General features: G+C 59.0%; 17 protein-coding genes. 5 read left to right on the forward strand and 12 right to left on the reverse strand.

The window, feature by feature from the left end; genetic code table 11:
* Positions 1–25: 25 nt before the first annotated feature.
* The 4 genes from creD to creA are packed head-to-tail and all read right to left on the reverse strand — an operon-like array spanning position 26 to position 4,041.
* Positions 26–1,384: a cell envelope integrity protein CreD gene (creD, locus tag HCK03_RS22695; protein ID WP_167692219.1), complete on the reverse strand. Its 1,359-nt coding sequence runs from the start codon at positions 1,382–1,384 to the stop codon at positions 26–28.
* A gap of 57 nt (positions 1,385–1,441) precedes the next feature.
* Positions 1,442–2,866 (reverse strand): two-component system sensor histidine kinase CreC, encoded by a 1,425-nt coding sequence (gene creC / locus HCK03_RS22700; RefSeq protein WP_167692220.1) that lies wholly within the window; start codon positions 2,864–2,866, stop codon positions 1,442–1,444.
* Positions 2,866–3,555 carry a two-component system response regulator CreB gene (creB, locus tag HCK03_RS22705; protein ID WP_041143963.1) on the reverse strand — a complete coding sequence of 230 codons (690 nt, stop codon included), beginning with the start codon at positions 3,553–3,555 and terminating at the stop codon, positions 2,866–2,868. Before creB ends, creC begins: the two co-directional genes overlap by 1 nt.
* A 12-nt stretch (positions 3,556–3,567) precedes the next feature.
* Positions 3,568–4,041: a protein CreA gene (gene creA / locus HCK03_RS22710; RefSeq protein ID WP_041143962.1), complete on the reverse strand. Its 474-nt coding sequence runs from the start codon at positions 4,039–4,041 to the stop codon at positions 3,568–3,570.
* Positions 4,042–4,249: 208 nt separating this feature from the next.
* On the opposite strand from creA, the gene robA reads away from it, so the two are divergent.
* Positions 4,250–5,119, forward strand: a complete 870-nt coding sequence (robA, locus tag HCK03_RS22715) for an MDR efflux pump AcrAB transcriptional activator RobA (RefSeq protein ID WP_041143961.1) — start codon at positions 4,250–4,252, stop codon at positions 5,117–5,119.
* On the opposite strand, the gene gpmB is transcribed toward robA, so the two are convergent.
* Entirely contained in the window at positions 5,116–5,763 is a 648-nt protein-coding gene (gene gpmB, locus HCK03_RS22720; protein WP_167692221.1) for a 2,3-diphosphoglycerate-dependent phosphoglycerate mutase GpmB, read from the reverse strand. The genes robA and gpmB overlap by 4 nt on opposite strands.
* A 113-nt stretch (positions 5,764–5,876) precedes the next feature.
* On the opposite strand from gpmB, the gene yjjX reads away from it, so the two are divergent.
* On the forward strand, positions 5,877–6,392 hold the full coding sequence (yjjX, locus tag HCK03_RS22725) for an inosine/xanthosine triphosphatase (RefSeq protein WP_041143959.1): 516 nt from the start codon (positions 5,877–5,879) through the stop codon (positions 6,390–6,392).
* On the opposite strand, the gene trpR is transcribed toward yjjX, so the two are convergent.
* Positions 6,379–6,711: a trp operon repressor gene (trpR, locus tag HCK03_RS22730; protein ID WP_041143958.1), complete on the reverse strand. Its 333-nt coding sequence runs from the start codon at positions 6,709–6,711 to the stop codon at positions 6,379–6,381. The two genes, yjjX and trpR, sit on opposite strands and share 14 nt — an antisense overlap.
* Before the next feature lie 145 nt (positions 6,712–6,856).
* A complete protein-coding gene (sltY, locus tag HCK03_RS22735) occupies positions 6,857–8,794 on the reverse strand; it encodes a murein transglycosylase (protein ID WP_041143957.1) in 1,938 nt (645 codons plus the stop codon).
* Between the two features lie 269 nt (positions 8,795–9,063).
* Between sltY and ettA the strand changes: the two genes are divergently transcribed.
* The gene (gene ettA / locus HCK03_RS22740) at positions 9,064–10,731 is read left to right on the forward strand and encodes an energy-dependent translational throttle protein EttA (RefSeq protein ID WP_041143956.1); all 1,668 of its coding nucleotides are present in this window, start codon (positions 9,064–9,066) and stop codon (positions 10,729–10,731) included.
* Positions 10,732–10,817: 86 nt separating this feature from the next.
* Here the strand turns inward: ettA and nadR are convergent, their stop codons facing one another.
* The 3 genes from nadR to serB all read right to left on the reverse strand — a co-directional run bounded on the left by nadR (position 10,818) and on the right by serB (position 14,528).
* A complete protein-coding gene (gene nadR, locus HCK03_RS22745; RefSeq protein ID WP_041143955.1) occupies positions 10,818–12,050 on the reverse strand; it encodes a multifunctional transcriptional regulator/nicotinamide-nucleotide adenylyltransferase/ribosylnicotinamide kinase NadR in 1,233 nt (410 codons plus the stop codon).
* Positions 12,051–12,164: 114 nt separating this feature from the next.
* A complete protein-coding gene (gene radA, locus HCK03_RS22750; RefSeq protein WP_041143954.1) occupies positions 12,165–13,547 on the reverse strand; it encodes a DNA repair protein RadA in 1,383 nt (460 codons plus the stop codon).
* 9 nt (positions 13,548–13,556) lie between these two features.
* Entirely contained in the window at positions 13,557–14,528 is a 972-nt protein-coding gene (gene serB, locus HCK03_RS22755; RefSeq protein WP_041143953.1) for a phosphoserine phosphatase, read from the reverse strand.
* A 103-nt stretch (positions 14,529–14,631) separates the two neighbouring features.
* Between serB and HCK03_RS22760 the strand changes: the two genes are divergently transcribed.
* Positions 14,632–15,279 carry a YtjB family periplasmic protein gene (locus HCK03_RS22760; RefSeq protein WP_167692222.1) on the forward strand — a complete coding sequence of 216 codons (648 nt, stop codon included), beginning with the start codon at positions 14,632–14,634 and terminating at the stop codon, positions 15,277–15,279.
* A complete protein-coding gene (gene lplA, locus HCK03_RS22765) occupies positions 15,279–16,295 on the forward strand; it encodes a lipoate--protein ligase LplA (RefSeq protein WP_095103931.1) in 1,017 nt (338 codons plus the stop codon). The genes HCK03_RS22760 and lplA overlap by 1 nt, the downstream gene beginning before the upstream one ends.
* 85 nt (positions 16,296–16,380) lie before the next feature.
* On the opposite strand, the gene deoD is transcribed toward lplA, so the two are convergent.
* Positions 16,381–17,100, reverse strand: a complete 720-nt coding sequence (deoD, locus tag HCK03_RS22770) for a purine-nucleoside phosphorylase (protein WP_041143950.1) — start codon at positions 17,098–17,100, stop codon at positions 16,381–16,383.
* Positions 17,101–17,157: 57 nt separating this feature from the next.
* Positions 17,158–18,381, reverse strand: coding sequence for a phosphopentomutase (gene deoB, locus HCK03_RS22775; RefSeq protein ID WP_076946445.1), 1,224 nt, complete (start codon positions 18,379–18,381; stop codon positions 17,158–17,160).
* Positions 18,382–18,433: the final 52 nt, after the last annotated feature.

Genomic DNA, 18,433 nt, shown 5'->3' on the forward strand with positions numbered 1-18,433 from the left:
AAACGGCGCTCAAGGCGCCGTTTTTTTATTTCCAGATCCTGAACGTATCGTCGCCACCACCGTCGGGCTGCTCCGCCTTTTTTGGCTTCTGAGACGATAGCGCATACCAGTCAACGTGGCGGGTTAGCAGCATCAGCGCGCTTAGGGCCAGCAGCAGCACGCCGGTCCCGAGCAGCAGCGCGCTATCTTCCGAACGCAGCAGCATCCACATAACGCTATCCAGCAATAATAGCGCGCAGACGAAGAGCAGGCTGTTGCGCCATCCTTTCAGCACGGCGTGCAGATACACGGCGTTGATCAGCGCGCCGATGACGCTGGCGGCAATCCATGATGGCGTAAAGCCAACATGTTCCGAGAGCGCCAGCAATACCAGATAGAACATCACCAACGACAGGCCAACCAGCAGATACTGCAGCGGATGCAGGCGGTACATCGTTAAACTTTCGAAGACAAAGAAAGCCATAAAGGTTAGCGCAATCAAAAGAATGGCATATTTAGTCGCCCGATCGGTCAGCTGATACTGGTCGGCTGGCGTAGTGACGTTGACGTTGAAAGCCGGCAGCTGGTGCCACTCAACCTCTCGATCGTCAACGAAGAACTTCGCCATGTTGTTGGCAAACCAGCTGCTTTGCCAGCGGGCGCTATAGCCGGAGGCGCCGATCTCGCGGCTAACGGGAAGAAAATCGCCAAGAAAACCGGGGTGCGCCCAGTTGCTTGCCAGCTGCAGCTCGCTAGTGCGCCCAACAGGCACCACCGAGAAGCTTCCCGTTCCGTTCAGGTTGAGAGTGAACGCAAGGTCCAGCGTTTTCTGCTGCGCCGACAGCGGCGGTAGCGGCATATGAATCCCCTCTCCGCTGCCGCTGAGGCCCAGCCCAGGCTCCACGGGCAGCGTCTCACCGCCGAACTCCGGCGCGTTAATCGCGCCAATTCCGCGCGCATCGCTGACGCCGACCACCACAAAGGGCCTGCCCAGCGTAATATTGTCTTTTTTAAGTTCAGCCAGGCGGGAGGTATCAAACTGCGCCCTGATCCCGAGCGTATTGTGCCAGATTTGGCCCTCATAAATGCCTATCTGTCGGGATTCCACGTTCTGCTTGCCGCTTATCGCCAGCGATTCCGGTAGCCAGTAGTGCATCCAGGTCCGCTGATACTCGACCTCTTTTTTATCCTCAAGACGGGTCAACGTCTCGGTGACAGGGATCGCGATCAGCGGCCCGGTCAGCTTTTGCGCGCCGCTGGTGCTTTTCTCCAGCGCATCAACAACGTCGCTACGATAGTCCGCCCGCTCGACAATCAGCTGCCGGACCATCATCAGGGGAATAGATAACAACAGGATGCACCCCAGCAGGGTGCTCATTTTCCAGAATAGCGGTGATTTCAACATAGCGTTCTCCTCAGTGAAGCGCTCACCTTAGCCGGGCTATGTGGGGGGAGTTTGAAGCTATGTGAAGGGACGGTGAAGTATCAGCACCGCGCGTACGCCGCCCTGCGGGCGATTGCTGAGCTGAATATCGCCCTGATGCAGCCGCGCCACTTCACGGACAAAAGCCAGCCCCAATCCGCTGCTTTTATGGCCGTTTTCACGCGGCAGCGAATAGAAACGTTCGAAGATGCGTCCAAGTGCATAATCCGGGATGCCGCTGCCGCTATCGCTGATGGTCAGCGCCAGGCCCGCCTGCTGCTGCTCTGCGCTCATGACGATCTCCCCTTGCGCAGGGGTAAAATCGATGGCGTTATCCAGCAGATTGCCCAGGGCCTGCGCCAGCAGCTCGCCGTCGGCCTCCGCCGTCAGGCCGCTCTCCTGCCAGCGTAAGCGGATTTTCTTTACCGCCAGTACCGCCTCGCGCTCCTCGGCTAAGCGACGGAAAAGGCTATCAATTGCGAGCGGCTCAAGGGCGATCTCCAGCCGGTTCTCCAGCCTCGCCTGGCGTAACAGCTTCTCAACCAGCGACTGCATCCGCGCATTCTGCGTCAGGATATTGCCGGTAAAACGCGCGGCGACCTCCGGCGGGGGGGCTTCACGCAGGATCTCTGCGGCGCCTCGAATAGCGGCCAGCGGGCTTTTCAGCTCATGCGTCAGGGCGTGAACGTAGTTTTCAATGGTGTTCTTACCCTCCAGCTTGACGCGCATGCTTTCCAGCGCCAGCGCCAGCTTGCGCAGCTCGCTGCTGCCAACGTCCGGCAGCGGAAGCGGCCGGTCGGCCGTCACCGAATCAGCGTAGCGCACCAGCTTGCCGATCGAAAAGTTGATCCACCAGACCATCAGCGAGCCTATCAGCAGCGCGATCCCCAGCAGCGCCCCGCCAGCCCAGAGCATTCGCCGTTCGCTGCGCTTAATCACCGGCGCCATCGCCTGGTTGGGTTTACTGACGCTCAGCACCCCAATAATACGGCCGCCATCGGTGACCGGCGCGGCGACGTACATCGCCGAACTGCCCGCGTCGTTGGGGTCGGCCAGGGTGCTACGCGCGCCGTACTGGCCGCGCAGGGTCAACCAGACGTCATTCCAGCGGGAATAGTCCTGCCCCACCGCTTCTCCCGCCGAATCGAATACCACCTTGCCCTTCTCATCGGTCAGGTAGACGCGATACTCGTTACGCGTTTTGCTGATGCCCGCGATATTCGCCTCGATCGGCCGCTGGTGCAGCGCCTGAAACGCCTGGGCCAGCCTTCCCTGCTGCGGCTGATCGGAAAGCAGATCTTCTCGCGCCAGCTCCGCCAGCAGCGTGGCGGTATCAATCAGCGTACCTTCCGTCGCCCGGCGTACCCCGGGTTTGATCTCCTGGACGAAAATGAAAAGTACGAACCATGCCGCAATCGCGACAATCAGAAAGTAGCCCAGCAGCAGCCGCATGCCGATACGCATCAGGCGCCTCCCAGGCTATATCCCATGCCGCGATGCGTATTAACCGGTGAGAGGTGAGGATTAACCTCGCGCAGCTTTGCGCGCAGGGTTTTGATATGGGTATCAACGGTGCGGTCGAAGCTTTCATGCGCATCCCCCCACACCGCGTCCATCAGCTGCTGGCGGGAAAAGACCCGCCCCGGCGAGCGCAGGAGCGTTTTGAGCAGCAGGAATTCATAGCGCGTCAGGGTTAACGGCTGGCCGCACCAGGTGACCCGCGCCGCGGCCTCGTTGAGCTGAAATTCGCCCACCTGCAGCACTGCGCCAGAGGCCGCAAACTTTTGCACCCGCCGCAGGACGGTGCGCACCCGGGCGCACACCTCGCGCGGCGAGAAGGGCTTCGCGATGTAGTCATCGGCGCCTATTTCAAGGCCCAGCAGCTTATCCACCTCTTCGCTACGGGCGGTGAGGAACAGAACCGGCAGCGTCGGATAGCGGCCCAGCAGCTGACGGCACAGCTCAAAGCCGCTGATGTCGGGCAGGCCCACGTCCAGAATGGCCAGGTCCGGCATCCGGTGGCGGGCGGCATCGAGCGCGGGCAGACCACGCTCAAAAACGCTCACCACAAAGCCTTCCTGCTGGAGCATGTAGACAAGCGTGTCGGCGATACTCTGCTCATCCTCCACCAACCAGATCTGCGGCTGCTGCATCGTCGTTCCCTGTTATTTATTCCACGGCATGATCGGCACGGCGCTGATCGCATTCTTCGGCGATCCGTCAACGACCTTATCGGAATAGCTCATGTAGATCAGGGCATTACGCTTGCTATCGTAAAAACGGACGACCTGCAGCTTTTTAAACACCAGCGAGGTGCGTTTCTGGAACACAACGTCTCCCTGCGACTTGCCGTTTTTGATCTTATCGGTCACTTCAATCGGCCCGACCTGCTGGCAGGAGATCGCCGCGTCAGAGGTATCTTCAGCCAGTCCCAGACCGCCCTTAATGCCGCCGGTTTTCGCCCGGCTGATATAGCAGGTCACGTTCTGCACGTCCGGATCGTCAAAGGCTTCAACGACGATCTTATGGTCCGGGCCGAAGAATTTGAAGACGGTATCCACCGAGCCAATCTGTTCCGCCTGAGCCGCCTGGCCGCCGGCCAGTAAAAGCAGTCCGATCATTAACTTCTTGTATTTCATATTGTTACCATTTTTTAGAATTTCCCCGAGCGATGATTATCTGCTCAATGGAAAAGGTTTATAGATCACAGCTTTACAAAAATAGCGGGGATGTTCGCTGACAAATCGCATTTAAAAGCAAAAAAAACACTGAATGCTAAAACATCAAAAAATGCTATTATCCGCTACCTTAGTAGCAGGCACCTAAGTTTAAGGATGAGGACATTTTATGGATCAAGCAGGGATTATTCGCGATCTCCTTAGCTGGCTGGAAGGTCACCTGGATCAGCCGCTGTCGTTGGACAATGTGGCAGCGAAGGCTGGTTATTCCAAGTGGCATTTGCAAAGAATGTTCAAAGACGTGACAGGCCATGCCATAGGTGCCTATATCCGCGCGCGCCGTTTATCAAAATCGGCGGTGGCTCTGCGCCTGACCGCGCGTCCGATCCTCGACATTGCGCTACAGTACCGCTTCGACTCTCAGCAAACCTTTACCCGCGCGTTTAAAAAGCAGTTCTCCCTGACGCCTGCGCTCTACCGCCGCTCCCCTGACTGGAGCTCTTACGGTATGCGTCCTCCCCTGCGCCTGGGCGAATTCACCATGCCGCAGCATGAGTTTATCACCCTGAGCAATACGCCACTGATTGGCGTAACCCAGAGCTATACCTGTAAGCTGGAGGAGATCTCTGATTTCCGTAGCCAGATGCGCGTGCAGTTCTGGCGGGATTTCCTCGGCAATTCGCCGTCGATTCCGCCTACCCTTTACGGCCTGCATGAGCCGCGGCCAAGTCTTGAGAAAGATGACGAGCAGGAGGTCTTCTATACCACGGCCGTAACGCCGGAGATGGCTAACGGTCACCTGCACAATTCGCATCCGATCGCCCTGGAAGGCGGTGAGTACGTGATGTTCACCTATGAAGGATTAGGGACCGGGCTGCAGGAGTTTATCCTGACGGTGTACGGCACCTGTATGCCGATGCTGAACCTCACCCGCCGCAAGGGCCTGGATATCGAACGCTTCTTCCCTGAGGATGAAAGCCGGGATCAGGATACGCCGATTCAGCTACGCTGCGAGTACCTGATCCCGATCCGCCGCTAGCGCTGCAGTTCGTCCATCGCGGGGGCATCAAGATGCGAAATATCCCCCGCGGTCTCCACCACCCAGCCTGAAGCCAGCCACGGGCTTTGCTGATAGTCAACGCGCGAAATGGAACAGTTACGCAGGCGCAGACGACGTTCGGCGTGCGCGGGCAGGCCAAGAATCGTGCTCACCAGACAGCCCAACGCCATGCCGTGACTCACCAGCAGCGGCCGACTCCCCTCAGGCAGCTCCAGACAGGAGGTCAGCGCCGCGTGCATACGCTGGCTGAGCTCCTGCATCGACTCGCCTTGCGGAATACGCCCGTCCGGGGTGCCGTTAACCAGCCGACGACGCCAGCCTTCCTCTTCCGCGCTCAGCGAATCGATATGGCGTTTCTCAAGAACCCCCATATCCAGCTCGCGCAGGCGTGAGTCGAGGACGACGCTGCAGCCGCAGGCTTCCGCGATAATTTCTGCCGTTCGCCGCGTACGGCCTAAATCGCTGGCAATAACATGCGTAATGTTCAGCGTTCTGGCGCGTTCGCCAACCTGCCAGGCCTGGCGCTCACCGTGGGCGGTTAGCGGACTGTCGGACTGGCCCTGAATACGTCGCTCGGCGTTCCACTGCGTTTCACCGTGGCGAACAAGGTGTACCTGTAACATGCTTTTTATCCGTTCTGTGCTCTTCACAATTTCGGCTAGCGGGCCGGTGGCCTGCAGCGAAAACGATTTGGAGTATACTGCGATGACGTTAATTTATTCTGAGTTGTTTGATTATGCACCATGTTGTCTCAGCTACCACTAATCCCGCCAAAATTCAGGCAATTCTGCAGGCTTTTAACGAGATCTTCGGCGAAGGATCCTGCCACATTGAGTCCGTCTCCGTCGAGAGCGGCGTGCCGGAACAGCCGTTTGGCAACGACGAAACGCGCGCTGGCGCACGAAATCGGGTCGTAAACGCGCGGGCTGCGCGCCCGGATGCCGATTTCTGGGTCGCCATTGAGGCCGGGATCGACGACGGCAGTACGTTTAGCTGGGTCGTTATCGAAAATAGCCTGCAGCGCGGCGAAGCGCGCTCGGCCACGCTGCCGCTGCCGGCGGCGATCCTCGAACAGGTCCGCGCCGGCGAAGCCTTAGGGCCGGTGATGTCACAGCATACCGGCATCGATGAAATTGGCCGTAAAGAGGGGGCTATCGGCATTTTTACCGCCGGTAAGCTGACGCGCAGCAGCGTTTATCATCAGGCGGTAGTGCTGGCGCTTAGCCCGTTTCATAACGCTATTTATCGTTAACGTTCAGCAGCGCCTGCTCCAGCCACTGTCGCAGCTCGGGGGGCGCTGATTTCAGGCTATTTGAGCCGCGGGTAATGGTGGCAATCCCGGCGCCGAGCTCGCTTTTCAGCTCGCGCTGGCTCATCTCTCCGCGCAGCAGCTCTTCAATAATCCGCACGCGGGTGCCCAGCGCCTCGCGCTCATCGGGCGTCAGCATCAGCTGCAGCAGCGGCAGGTGCAGATCGTCGGCGTACGCCTGCTGAAGCAGGGCCACGAAACGAAGCCACTCCTGATGACGTTGTTCGGCTACCGCCGCTGAATAAGGGGATTGTTGGGTCATGTTGCGCCGCCATGTTAAGGCCGACGGCTCGAGCCGCCGAGCGTGTGTACTCATTAACGAGTACAAAGCATAGCATACTCCGGTCAATACTCTATGGATTTCGGGCGGCATAGCAAAATGCTATACCGCCCGCAGGCCGTCGGCGTTAGTAACGCTGCTGCCACTCCGCATCGGTGAGCATGCCCGCTTTCTCACCCATGAAGTAGCGATAGTAGGCGTCATAGGAGAGCACGTTCTTCACATAGCCACGCGTTTCCGAGAACGGAATGCTCTCGATAAACGCCACCGCGTCGATCCGACCAGCGCTATTGCTCCGCCAGGTGCGCACCCGTCCAGGCCCGGCGTTGTAGGCGGCGGATGCGTAAATGCGGTTATTGCCGAACTGCTGATAAACGTACTGCAGATAGCTGGTGCCAATATTAATATTGGTCTCCGGATCCAGCAGCTGCGACGGGCCGCCGTAGCCGGCAATATTAAACATCCCAACCGTATGGGTGGCGGTACCCGGCATAATCTGCATCAGGCCGCTGGCGCCAACCGGCGAGCGGACCTTCGGGTTCCAGGCGCTCTCCTGACGGGCAATCGCCATGGCGTAGCTTTGCGAAATGTCTTTGCCGCTGATGTAGCGGGAGAAAAGATCGTTCCAGGCCAGCGGGAAACGCTCTTCCAGCTGATCCCACAGCTTCCCGGCGATGGTGGCCTGAACGCTCAGATCCCACCAGTGCTGGTTGAAGGCATAGCGCGCCAGCTGCGCCTGCTGATCTTTGGTTCGGCTGGTCACCAGGTTGGCCCACTCGCTGCGCGCGGTGTTGTCCATATTCCAGTACATCAGCTCGCGCACCCTGGCCATTTCCGGCCCCGAGGTCAGTGCCGAATCAAGGGTGGCGGGCGCCTTGTCGATGCGGAAGGTGAACGCTTCACCCAGCCGCTGGGCGGCAATCATCGGGTAGAAACCGCGCTGCTGCATCAGCGAACGGAGGATGGCTTTCGCTTCATCATCACGCCCGCGCTCCAGCAGCAAATCGGCCTGCCAGTAGCGCCACTCGTCTTTCTCTTTGGCCTCCATCGGCAGCCGCGCCAGCCAGGTGTTCAGGCCGTGACGATCGCCGGTCCCCAGCGCCATGCGCACGCGGCGCTCCACCAGCGGCGTGGACTGCGAGCGCATAATGGCGTCATCGCGCCAGGCCGCCTGCTCGTCGGTCACGTCGGTGCCCATCAGGCGCCAGGCCACGATATCGCGCAGCGCCTGGGTTTGATCGTCATTGAGCTGCTGCGCCTGGACCAGCGAAGGGATCATCAGCCGGGCGTTTTCAACGTCCTGACGCGCCACGCTCTCAAAGGCCACCGCCGCCATCTGGCGGGTGAAATCGGTGGCTCCGGTGGTGCGGGCAAAATTCATCACGGTATTCGGATCGTTAGCCAGCGCCACGATCGCCGAAGAGATGGTCAGATACTCAGGCGGCATCTGCTGCGCCAGCGATCGCACCAGGCTGGTGTTGCCCGCCTTCATCGCCAGGCGGATGCGTTCGAGCCAGGCCAGCGGGTCCTGCTGGCCGGAGGCGCGCCAGGCGCTAAACAGCGCGTCGCACGCGTTGGGCTGGCTTTTACCGGTGAGCCACAGCGTTTTTGCACCGTCCCAGGCCTCCTGCGCCTGGCCAACGCTCAGCTTCGCATAGTAATAGTTACACTGCGCTTCGGTGCTGACCGGCTTGTCGGGGCTAAAGGCCAGCAGACCTTGCCAGTCGCTGCGGCGGGCCAGCTCATTGACGAAGCGTGATTTCAGGGAGCGCGCGGGCGGAAGCGTGGGGTTAGCCTCAATAAAATTCTTCACCACCAGCGTCGGCTGGTTCATCAGGTCATCGGTTATCTGCCGGTACTGGAGGTACGGGTACAACGGATAGGTCGACAGCGTGGGCATCAGCTCGTCGACGACCGACATCTGCCGGCTATCCCACGCCTGCTTAATTTGGGCATAGCGACTGCGCTGTTCATCCAGTGAATCCGCATGCGCCAGCTGGCTAAGCGTCAGCAGACTTACGCTGGCAGCCAGAAGATGCCATGCCGTAGTTTTGGCCTTTTCCACAAGCTATTCCCCTATTGAAGTCCATCAGAGCAGCATCGTGCCGCTTTTAAAATATTCCGGTATCGCTTTAGATATGCTAACCAGACAACGCCAAACGCGCCACGTCCTGAACATTTTTTTACTCTTCTGTGAATCCCATCGCCTCTCTGGGATTAAAGCGCGAAAAAGGCTACACTTCGCCTTTGAAAACTATTCACTACCCTACTCAAAATCATTCTCGCTGATGCAGCCTGAAGGATGAAGAGTATATAAAAGAGGCGAAGTCCAACGTGGCTCAATTCGTTTATACCATGCATCGTGTCGGCAAAGTGGTTCCGCCGAAACGTCATATTTTGAAAAATATCTCCCTGAGCTTCTTCCCTGGCGCGAAGATCGGCGTTCTCGGCCTGAACGGCGCCGGTAAGTCCACCCTGCTGCGCATTATGGCCGGTATCGATACCGATATCGAAGGCGAAGCCCGCCCGCAGCCGGGCCTTAAGATTGGCTACCTGCCGCAGGAACCAAAACTTAACCCGGAGCAGACCGTTCGCGAGTCCGTGGAAGAAGCGGTTGCCGAAGTGGTTAACGCTCTGAAAGGCCTCGATGAGGTGTACGCTAAGTACGCCGAGCCGGATGCCGATTTCGACAAGCTCGCCGCACAGCAGGGCAAGTTCGAGGAGATAATCCAGGCGCACGATGGCCATAACCTGAACGTCCAGCTCGAGCGCGCGGCCGACGCCCTGCGCCTGCCGGACTGGGATGCCAAAATCGCTAACCTCTCCGGCGGTGAACGCCGCCGCGTGGCGCTGTGCCGCCTGCTGCTTGAAAAACCGGACATGCTGCTGCTCGACGAACCAACCAACCACCTGGATGCCGAATCCGTGGCCTGGCTGGAACGCTTCCTGCACGACTTCGAAGGCACCGTTGTGGCCATTACCCACGACCGTTACTTCCTGGATAACGTCGCCGGCTGGATCCTCGAGCTCGACCGCGGTGAAGGCATTCCGTGGGAAGGTAACTACTCCTCCTGGCTGGAGCAGAAAGATCAGCGTCTGGCCCAGGAAGCTTCTCAGGAAGCGGCGCGCCGCAAGTCCATTGAGAAAGAGCTGGAGTGGGTCCGCCAGGGCGCCAAAGGCCGTCAGTCTAAGGGCAAAGCCCGTCTGGCGCGCTTCGAAGAGCTCAACAGCGTTGAATACCAGAAACGTAACGAAACCAACGAACTGTTTATTCCGCCTGGAGCACGTCTGGGGGATAAAGTCGTTGAGGTCACCAACCTGCGTAAATCCTACGGCGATCGCCTGCTGATTGACGACCTGAACTTCTCGGTACCGAAAGGGGCCATCGTCGGGATCATCGGGCCAAACGGCGCGGGTAAATCCACCCTGTTCCGCATGATGTCCGGTCAGGAACAGCCTGACGCCGGTTCTATCACCCTGGGTGATACCGTCAAGCTGGCCTCCGTCGATCAGTTCCGTGACGCCATGGATAACAGCAAAACCGTGTGGGAAGAGGTCTCCGGCGGGCTGGATATCATGAAGATCGGCAACACCGAGATGCCGAGCCGCGCCTACGTTGGCCGCTTTAACTTCAAGGGCGTCGATCAGGGCAAACGCGTCGGCGAACTGTCTGGCGGCGAGCGCGGTCGTCTGCACCTCGCCAAGCTGCTGCAGGTTGGCGGTAACGTTCTGCTGCTCGATGAACCAACCAACGACCTGGATATCGAAACCCTGCGCGCGTTAGAAAACGCCCTGCTGGAGTTCCCGGGCTGTGCGATGGTTATCTCGCACGACCGCTGGTTCCTTGACCGCGTCGCGACCCACATTCTGGATTACCAGGATGAAGGCAAGGTGGAGTTCTTCGAAGGTAACTTTACCGAATACGAAGAGTACAAGAAGCGCACCCTCGGCGCCGATGCGCTGGAGCCGAAGCGTATCAAGTACAAACGTATTGCCAAGTAATAAGAACAGGTAATAAAAAACGGGTGGCCCAGGCCACCCGTTTTTCTGTTCATCGCCGCCGCCGCATAATTCGGCCATCGCGCCCGTTAGCCCGGCTCGCCCATCAGCTGCTTCACCAGCTCGACGCAGCGCAGAAAGCGCGTATCGTAGTCCGCCTCTTTCACGTGCACGAAGTTTATTTCGTTCTCTTTCAGCAACGACACCAGCAGGGTCTGGAACTCCGTACGATCCACCGAGCTTCCCAGACTGCGTAAACCGTCAGCCACCCACGGCGTGTTGTTCTCCAGCAGGATAACCAGGTCAAAACGGTACTCGTCGATCAGCGCCTGGACGAAGGGATGCTCGCGGCCTTCATACTTCAGACAGAACGCCTGGGTACTGACGAAATCGGTATCAATGAACGCCACTTTATTGGCATATTTCACTGCGAAATCAATGTACTGAGCGTGTCCGAGCGCAATTTTATCATAGTCAGAATACTGCAGCGCCATCTCGTCGCCACCCAGATGGGAGAAGACGTAGTCCCGACCATACTCCCAGGCGCTGGTGGTATTAAAGATGTTGGCCAGCTTATTGACCAGCGTCGATTTACCGCTCGATTCGCCGCCGAGGATCGCCACCGTACGCACGAAGAACGGCTTCACTTCGGTGGGGATATATTCCCAGTAGCGGAACGGGTTTTCGCGGATCTGCCCGCCGCTGATGCTCATAAAGGTTCGTTTAGGATCGATCAGTACCGTTTCGATCCCCAGCTGCTCCAGATACTGCGGGGCGTCGGACTCTTCAGAGGAATAGATCCAGTTTGGCTGAATGCCCTTCTCGTCCATGAAGGCGCGGATCCCTCGGCTCCAGACGTCCCAGCCGTGCGGATAAGGCTCCATCCCCTCTTCATTAAAGGCGTGAATGCGGATGTTTTTCTGATACTTGAAGGTTTGCAGCAGCCAGCGCAGGCGGTCGGGCACCGTCGGCTGCTGCGACATGGCGCTCTCCTCAAACAGCGCGCGGTCGCGGGTATCGTCATAGCCCATGATGATATGCAGCTCGTCGACCTGGCTGCAGGCGCGCTGGATCAAATAGATATGGCCCGTATGCAGCGGGTAAAACTTACCAAACACCACGCCGACGCTTTTTTGCCGACGCGGGAACTCAAGGCCGAGAAAACGGTGCAGCGCTTCCAGCTTCTGCGCGCTCGGGCTTTTAATTTTCGCGTTCAGCAGCTGGCTCAGATAGCCTTTGGTCATCCCGCTGGCTTCAGCCACCTGCTGCAGCGTGCAGCCTTTTTGCTTAATCGCGGTTTTGAGATAGTCGAACGATGACACAAGAGCCTCCTGCTTGAGCAATACTGAAAAATATCCTCTGGGTTTCTGGTGGCAGGAAGGCGGCAAGCGATCGCCGCCAACACACCTGCCGCCGGAAAGACGACGGATATTTAATTATAAGTCGTCAAAAACGCTTAGCGCATCCGCAAGCTTTTTCACGCCAAAGATTTGCATCCCTTCCGGTACTTTTTTCGGCACGTTGGCCGCCGGGACGATGGCGCGACGGAAGCCGTGCTTGGCCGCCTCGGAGATGCGCTCCTGGCCGCTGGGCACCGGGCGGATCTCGCCGGAGAGCCCCACTTCGCCAAACACCACCAGATCGTGCGGCAGCGGACGATCGCGCAGGCTCGACACCATCGCCAGCAGCAGCGCGAGGTCAGCGCTGGTTTCCGCCACCTTCACCCCGCCAACGACGTTAACAAACACGTCCTGGTCGGCCATCTGCAGGCCGCCGTGACGGTGCAGCACCGCCAGCAAAATCGCCAGACGGTTCTGCTCCAGCCCCACGGCCACGCGGCGCGGGTTGGACATCATCGAGTGATCGACCAGCGCCTGAATCTCCACCAGCAGCGGGCGGGTGCCTTCCCAGACCACCATCACCGAGCTACCGGAAGTGACCTCATCGCCGCGGCTGAGGAAAATAGCCGAAGGGTTGCTGATTTCGCGCAGCCCCTGCTCGGTCATCGCGAAGACGCCCAGCTCATTCACCGCGCCGAAGCGGTTCTTATGGCTGCGCAGGGTGCGAAAGCGGGAATCGGCGTCGCCGTCCAGCAGCACAGAACAGTCAATACAGTGTTCGAGTACCTTCGGTCCGGCCAGCGAGCCGTCTTTGGTGACGTGACCCACCATGATAATCGCCACGTCGCGGGTTTTCGCAAACCGCGTCAGGTAGGCGGCGGTCTCACGCACCTGGGCCACGCTGCCCGGCGAGGACTGCACGTCGGCCATATGCATCACCTGGATGGAGTCGATGACCATCAGCTGAGGCTTCTCTTCGTCGGCGATCTGGCAAATTTGCTCAATGCTGGTTTCGGAGAGCATATTGAGATTGGCCGTTGGTAGCCCCAAACGATGCGCGCGCATCGCCACCTGCTGCAGCGACTCTTCCCCGGTGACGTACAGGGTTTTCATGCCTTCCGCCAGCCGGCACAGGGTCTGGAGCAGCAGCGTCGATTTCCCCGCGCCCGGGCTGCCGCCAATCAGAATGGCGCTCCCCGGCACCACGCCGCCGCCAAGCACGCGGTCAAACTCCTTAAAGCCGGTGGAAAAACGCGGCAGCGCCTCAAGGCTGATCTCCGAAAGTTTCTGCACTTTCGACACGCCGGCATTACCGGCGTAGCCCGTCAGACGCTCGTTTCTCGCCACCTGCGGCGAAGCGGCAATACGCACCTCGGTGATGGTATTCCAGGCATGACAGGCGCTGCACTGCCCCTGCCAGCGGGGGTAATCCGCACCACATTCATTACAGACAAATGCGCGTTTTGGAGCTTTCGCCACGTTAACCTCTTACTTTTGGTTCATGCTGCCCGAGAGAATACAGAATACCCCCATCAGGTCAGCGTGGCGGATTGTCACTTCCGCCAGCTCGTTGACTTTTGGTTTTGCATGATAGGCGATACCGAGGCCCGCAGCCTTGATCATCGGCAGATCGTTGGCACCGTCGCCAATAGCCACGGTTTGCGCCGGCGGAATTTCATATTTTTCCGCCAGCTTGCGCAGCGTCGCGGCTTTGTATTTAGCGTCGACGATATCACCCGTCACGTTGCCGGTTAGCTTGCCGTCCATGATTTCCAGCTCATTGGCGACCACCGCGTCGAGATGCAGCTTGTCGCGCAGGTACTCCGCAAAGAACGTGAAGCCGCCGGAGGCGATAGCCACCTTCCAGCCCAGCGCTTCCAGCTTCAGCACCAGCTGAGTCAGCCCCGGCATCAGCGGCAGCGCGTCACGCACCTGCAGCAAAATATTCGCATCGGCATCTTTCAGCGTCGCCACCCGCTGGCGCAGGCTGGCGGTAAAGTCCAGCTCGCCGCGCATCGCGCGTTCGGTTACTTCCGATACCAGCTCGCCGGTTCCCGCAAGCTTGGCTATTTCATCGATACACTCAATCTGAATGGCGGTGGAGTCCATATCCATTACCAGCAGCCCCGGCGAGCGCAGGTGCGGGATTTTACCCAGCGGTGCGACGTCCAGCCCGGCTTCGTGCGCCAGTCGGGTCGCGCGCAGGGTCAGAGAGCCGGCCAGACGAATAACCTGATAGTCTTCAACGACCCAGGAGGCGACGATAACCAGCGCCGCGCCCAGCTCACGCTGCCAGTCGGTTAAACGGCGCTTATTAAGGCCCCGGCCATAGAGCAGCCAGCCGCTGCGTCCGGCGTGATAATCCAGCGGCATGACCTCATCACCGCTCAGCGAAAGCGGTAATCCAGGCCACAGGGAAACATCTTCGGGCAGATCGCACCAGGTCAAACTGTTCGGCATTACGGCTCCAGATTTCTTCATTCAGGCGAGGAAAATAACGCATGAGGCTACCTTGTAACCAGCGCTTCTGGCAACATTAAGCTGCAAATATTAAAGGTGGAATATGGTACGCGCAAAACTGAAATTCCGACTGCATCGCGCCGTCATCGTTCTGATCTGTCTGGCGCTTCTCGTCGCCCTGATGCAGGGAGCCTCGTGGTTCAGCCAGAACAGCCAAAAGCAGCGTAACCCGCAGCTGGAAGAACTGGCCCGCACGCTTGCCCAGCAGGTTTCGCTAAATCTTGCGCCGCTGATGCGCAGCGAGACGCCCGATGAAAAGCGCATCGGCCAGCTGCTGGAGCAGCTGACCCGACAGAGCCGCATCCTGGATGCCGGGGTCTATGACGACCAGGGCGATCTGGTGGCGCGCTCCGGCGAAGGCGTCAACGTGCGCGACAGGCTCGCCCTCGACGGCAAAAAGGCCGGCGGCTACTTTAATCAGCAAATCGTCGAACCTATCCAGGGCAAAAACGGCCCGCTCGGCTACCTGCGCCTGACGCTGGATACCCATACGTTAGCGACCGAGGCGAAACAGGTGGATAATACCACCAATATTCTCCGCCTGATGCTGCTGCTGTCGCTGGCTATCGGCGTCGTGCTGACTCGCACCCTGCTGCAGGGCAAACGCACCCGCTGGCAGCAGTCGCCATTCCTGCTTACCGCCAATAAGCCGGTGGAAGATGAAGACGATGAAAAAAAAGGAACCCCCTGATGCCGACGCTACGCCTGCTGCTCTCCGACTCCTACGATCCGTGGTTCAACCTCGCGGTTGAGGAGTCTATTTTCCGCCAGATGCCGGCAACCCAGCGGGTGCTGTTCCTGTGGCGCAACGCCGATACGGTGGTTATTGGCCGGGCGCAAAACCCGTGGAAAGAGTGCAACACCCGCCGGATGGAGGAGGACAACGTGCGTCTGGCCCGCCGCAGCAGCGGCGGTGGCGCCGTTTTTCACGATCTGGGCAATACCTGCTTTACCTTTATGGCGGGCAAGCCCGAGTACGATAAAACCGTCTCCACGCGGATCGTCCTGGAGGCGCTTAACGCGCTGGGCGTCGCGGCGGAAGCCTCCGGGCGCAACGATCTGGTGGTGAAAACCGCCGAAGGTGACCGCAAGGTCTCCGGTTCCGCCTACCGTGAAACCATGGATCGCGGTTTTCACCACGGCACGCTGCTGCTGAACGCCGATTTAAGCCGTCTTGCCAACTACCTCAATCCGGACCAAAAAAAGCTGCAGGCCAAGGGGATAACCTCGGTACGCGGGCGGGTGGCCAATCTGGTGGAGCTGCTGCCGGGCATCACCCACCGTCAGGTTTGCGCCGCCATCGAAGAGGCTTTTTTCAAACACTACGGCGAGCGGGTGGAAGCCGAAGTCATTTCGCCGGATAAAACCCCCGATCTGCCTAATTTTGCCGAAACCTTCGCCCGTCAGAGCAGCTGGGAGTGGAATTTTGGTCAGGCGCCGGCCTTTTCTCACCTGCTGGATGAGCGCTTTCGCTGGGGAGGCGTCGAGCTGCATTTTGATGTTGAGAAAGGGCATATCACCCGCACGCAGGTATTTACCGACAGCCTGAACCCGGCGCCGCTGGAAGCGCTGGCCGCGCGGCTGCAGGGCTGTGCGTATCGCGCCGAGGCGCTGCAGCAGGCGTGCGAGGCGTTACGGGTCGATTTCCCCGAGCAGGAACAGGAGCTAGGCGAGCTGTCCGCATGGATAGCGGGTGCGGTACGCTAATGGCGGGAGGCGGCTATCCGGCCGCGGCGTTCGCGCCTTAGCCGGAAACTGCGGCCCTCCCCGCATCGGGGGAGAGCCGTTCAGCTTACTCTTGATCGCCCAGCAGAACGGATTCCAGCGCGATTTTGATCATATCGTTGAAGGTGGTCTGACGCTCGGCAGCGGTGGTCTGCTCGTGCGTACGGATATGGTCAGAGACGGTGCAGATGGTCAGCGCTTTTGCACCGAACTCCGCCGCCACGCCGTAGATACCGGCCGCTTCCATTTCCACGCCCAGAATGCCGTATTTTTCCATCACGTCAAACATCGACGGGTCCGGCGTATAGAACAGGTCGGCGGAGAAGATGTTGCCGACGCGCGCGTCAACGCCCAGCGCTTTTGCGGCATCAACGGCGTTGCGCACCATGCCGAAGTCGGCGATAGCGGCAAAGTCATGGTCTTTAAAACGCAGACGGTTCACTTTGGAATCGGTGCAGGCACCCATACCGATAACCACGTCACGCAGCTTCACGTCAGCGCGCACCGCGCCGCAGGAGCCGACGCGAATGATTTTCTTCACGCCGAAATCGGTGATCAGCTCTTTGGTATAGATGGAGCAGGATGGGATACCCATACCGTGGCCCATAACGGAGATTTTGCGACCTTTGTAGGTCCCGGTGAAGCCCAGCATGCCGCGCACGTTGTTCACTTCACGCACATCTTCAAGGAAAGTTTCCGCAATGTGCTTCGCGCGCAGCGGGTCGCCCGGCATCAGAACAACATCAGCGAAATCACCCATCTCGGCGTTAATATGTGGAGTTGCCATCGTTTTATCCTTTTATATTTGAATGCATGAAGGGCGGGAAATTCCCGCCCAAATCCATCAGAACATGGCTTTGCCGTAGTCCATCGCGGAAGTCCCGAAGTAGCTCGCCAGCGTTTGGCCGATGTCCGCGAAGGTTTCACGGTGGCCAAGCGAACCGGGTTTAACCTTCGGACCGTAGACCAGTACCGGAATATGTTCCCGGGTATGGTCGGTGCCCTGCCAGCTTGGGTCACAGCCGTGATCGGCGGTCAGGATCAGAATGTCATCTTCCCCGACCAGCGCCATCAGCTCAGGCAGGCGGCGGTCGAACAGCTCCAGACCCGCGGCGTAGCCGGCGATATCGCGACGGTGGCCCCATGAAGAGTCGAAATCGACGAAGTTGGTGAAGACGATAGTCTTGTCGCCAGCCTCTTTCATCTCTTTGATGGTCGCGTCAAACAGCGCGTCCAGGCCGGTCGCCTTCACTTTTTTGGTGATCCCGCAGTTCGCGTAGATATCGGCAATTTTACCCACCGACACCACGTGGCCGTCTTTCTCATCCACCAGCTTCTGCAGCACGGTGGCGGCAGGCGGCTCAACGGCGAGGTCATGGCGGTTACCGGTGCGCTGGAAGTTACCCGCCTTGTCGCCGATAAACGGACGCGCAATGACGCGGCCGATGTTGTAGCCGCCTTCGGTCAGCTCTTCGCGCGCGATTTCGCACAGCTCATACAGCTTATCGAGACCGTAGGTCTCTTCGTGACAGGCAATCTGGAACACCGAGTCAGCGGAGGTGTAGAAAATCGGCTTGCCGGTTTTCATATGCTCTTCGCCGAGCTGATCCAGAATGACGGTACCGGAAGAGTGGCAGTTGCCGAGGTAGCCCGGCAGATTTGCGCGCTTAACCAGCTTGTCCAGCAGCTCCTGCGGGAAGCTGTTCTCGTGTTCCGGGAAGTAGCCCCAGTCGAACAGCACCGGCACGCCGGCGATTTCCCAGTGGCCTGACGGCGTGTCTTTACCGGAAGAGAGTTCGTGTGCCCACGCATAGGCCCCGACAACTTCCGCATTTCCATCCATTCCAGCCGCGATGGAACCCGTAGAACCTTCATGCGCTTTTACCAGACCGAGACGGGTCAGGTTTGGCAAATTCAGCGGGCCTTTACGGCCGATGTCGGCTTCCCCTTTGGCACAGGCTTGCGCAATGTGTCCGAGGGTATCTGCGCCAACGTCGCCAAAGCGAGCAGCATCTTCAGTCGCACCGATGCCGAAGGAGTCCAGCACCATAATAAATGCACGTTTCATATTATTCTCCGTACCTTTTGCGCTGCAAAAAAGCGATCAGATCAGTATACAG

It is taken from the genome of Klebsiella terrigena (assembly GCF_012029655.1).
In the GTDB taxonomy this organism is placed as follows: Bacteria; Pseudomonadota; Gammaproteobacteria; order Enterobacterales; family Enterobacteriaceae; genus Klebsiella; species Klebsiella terrigena.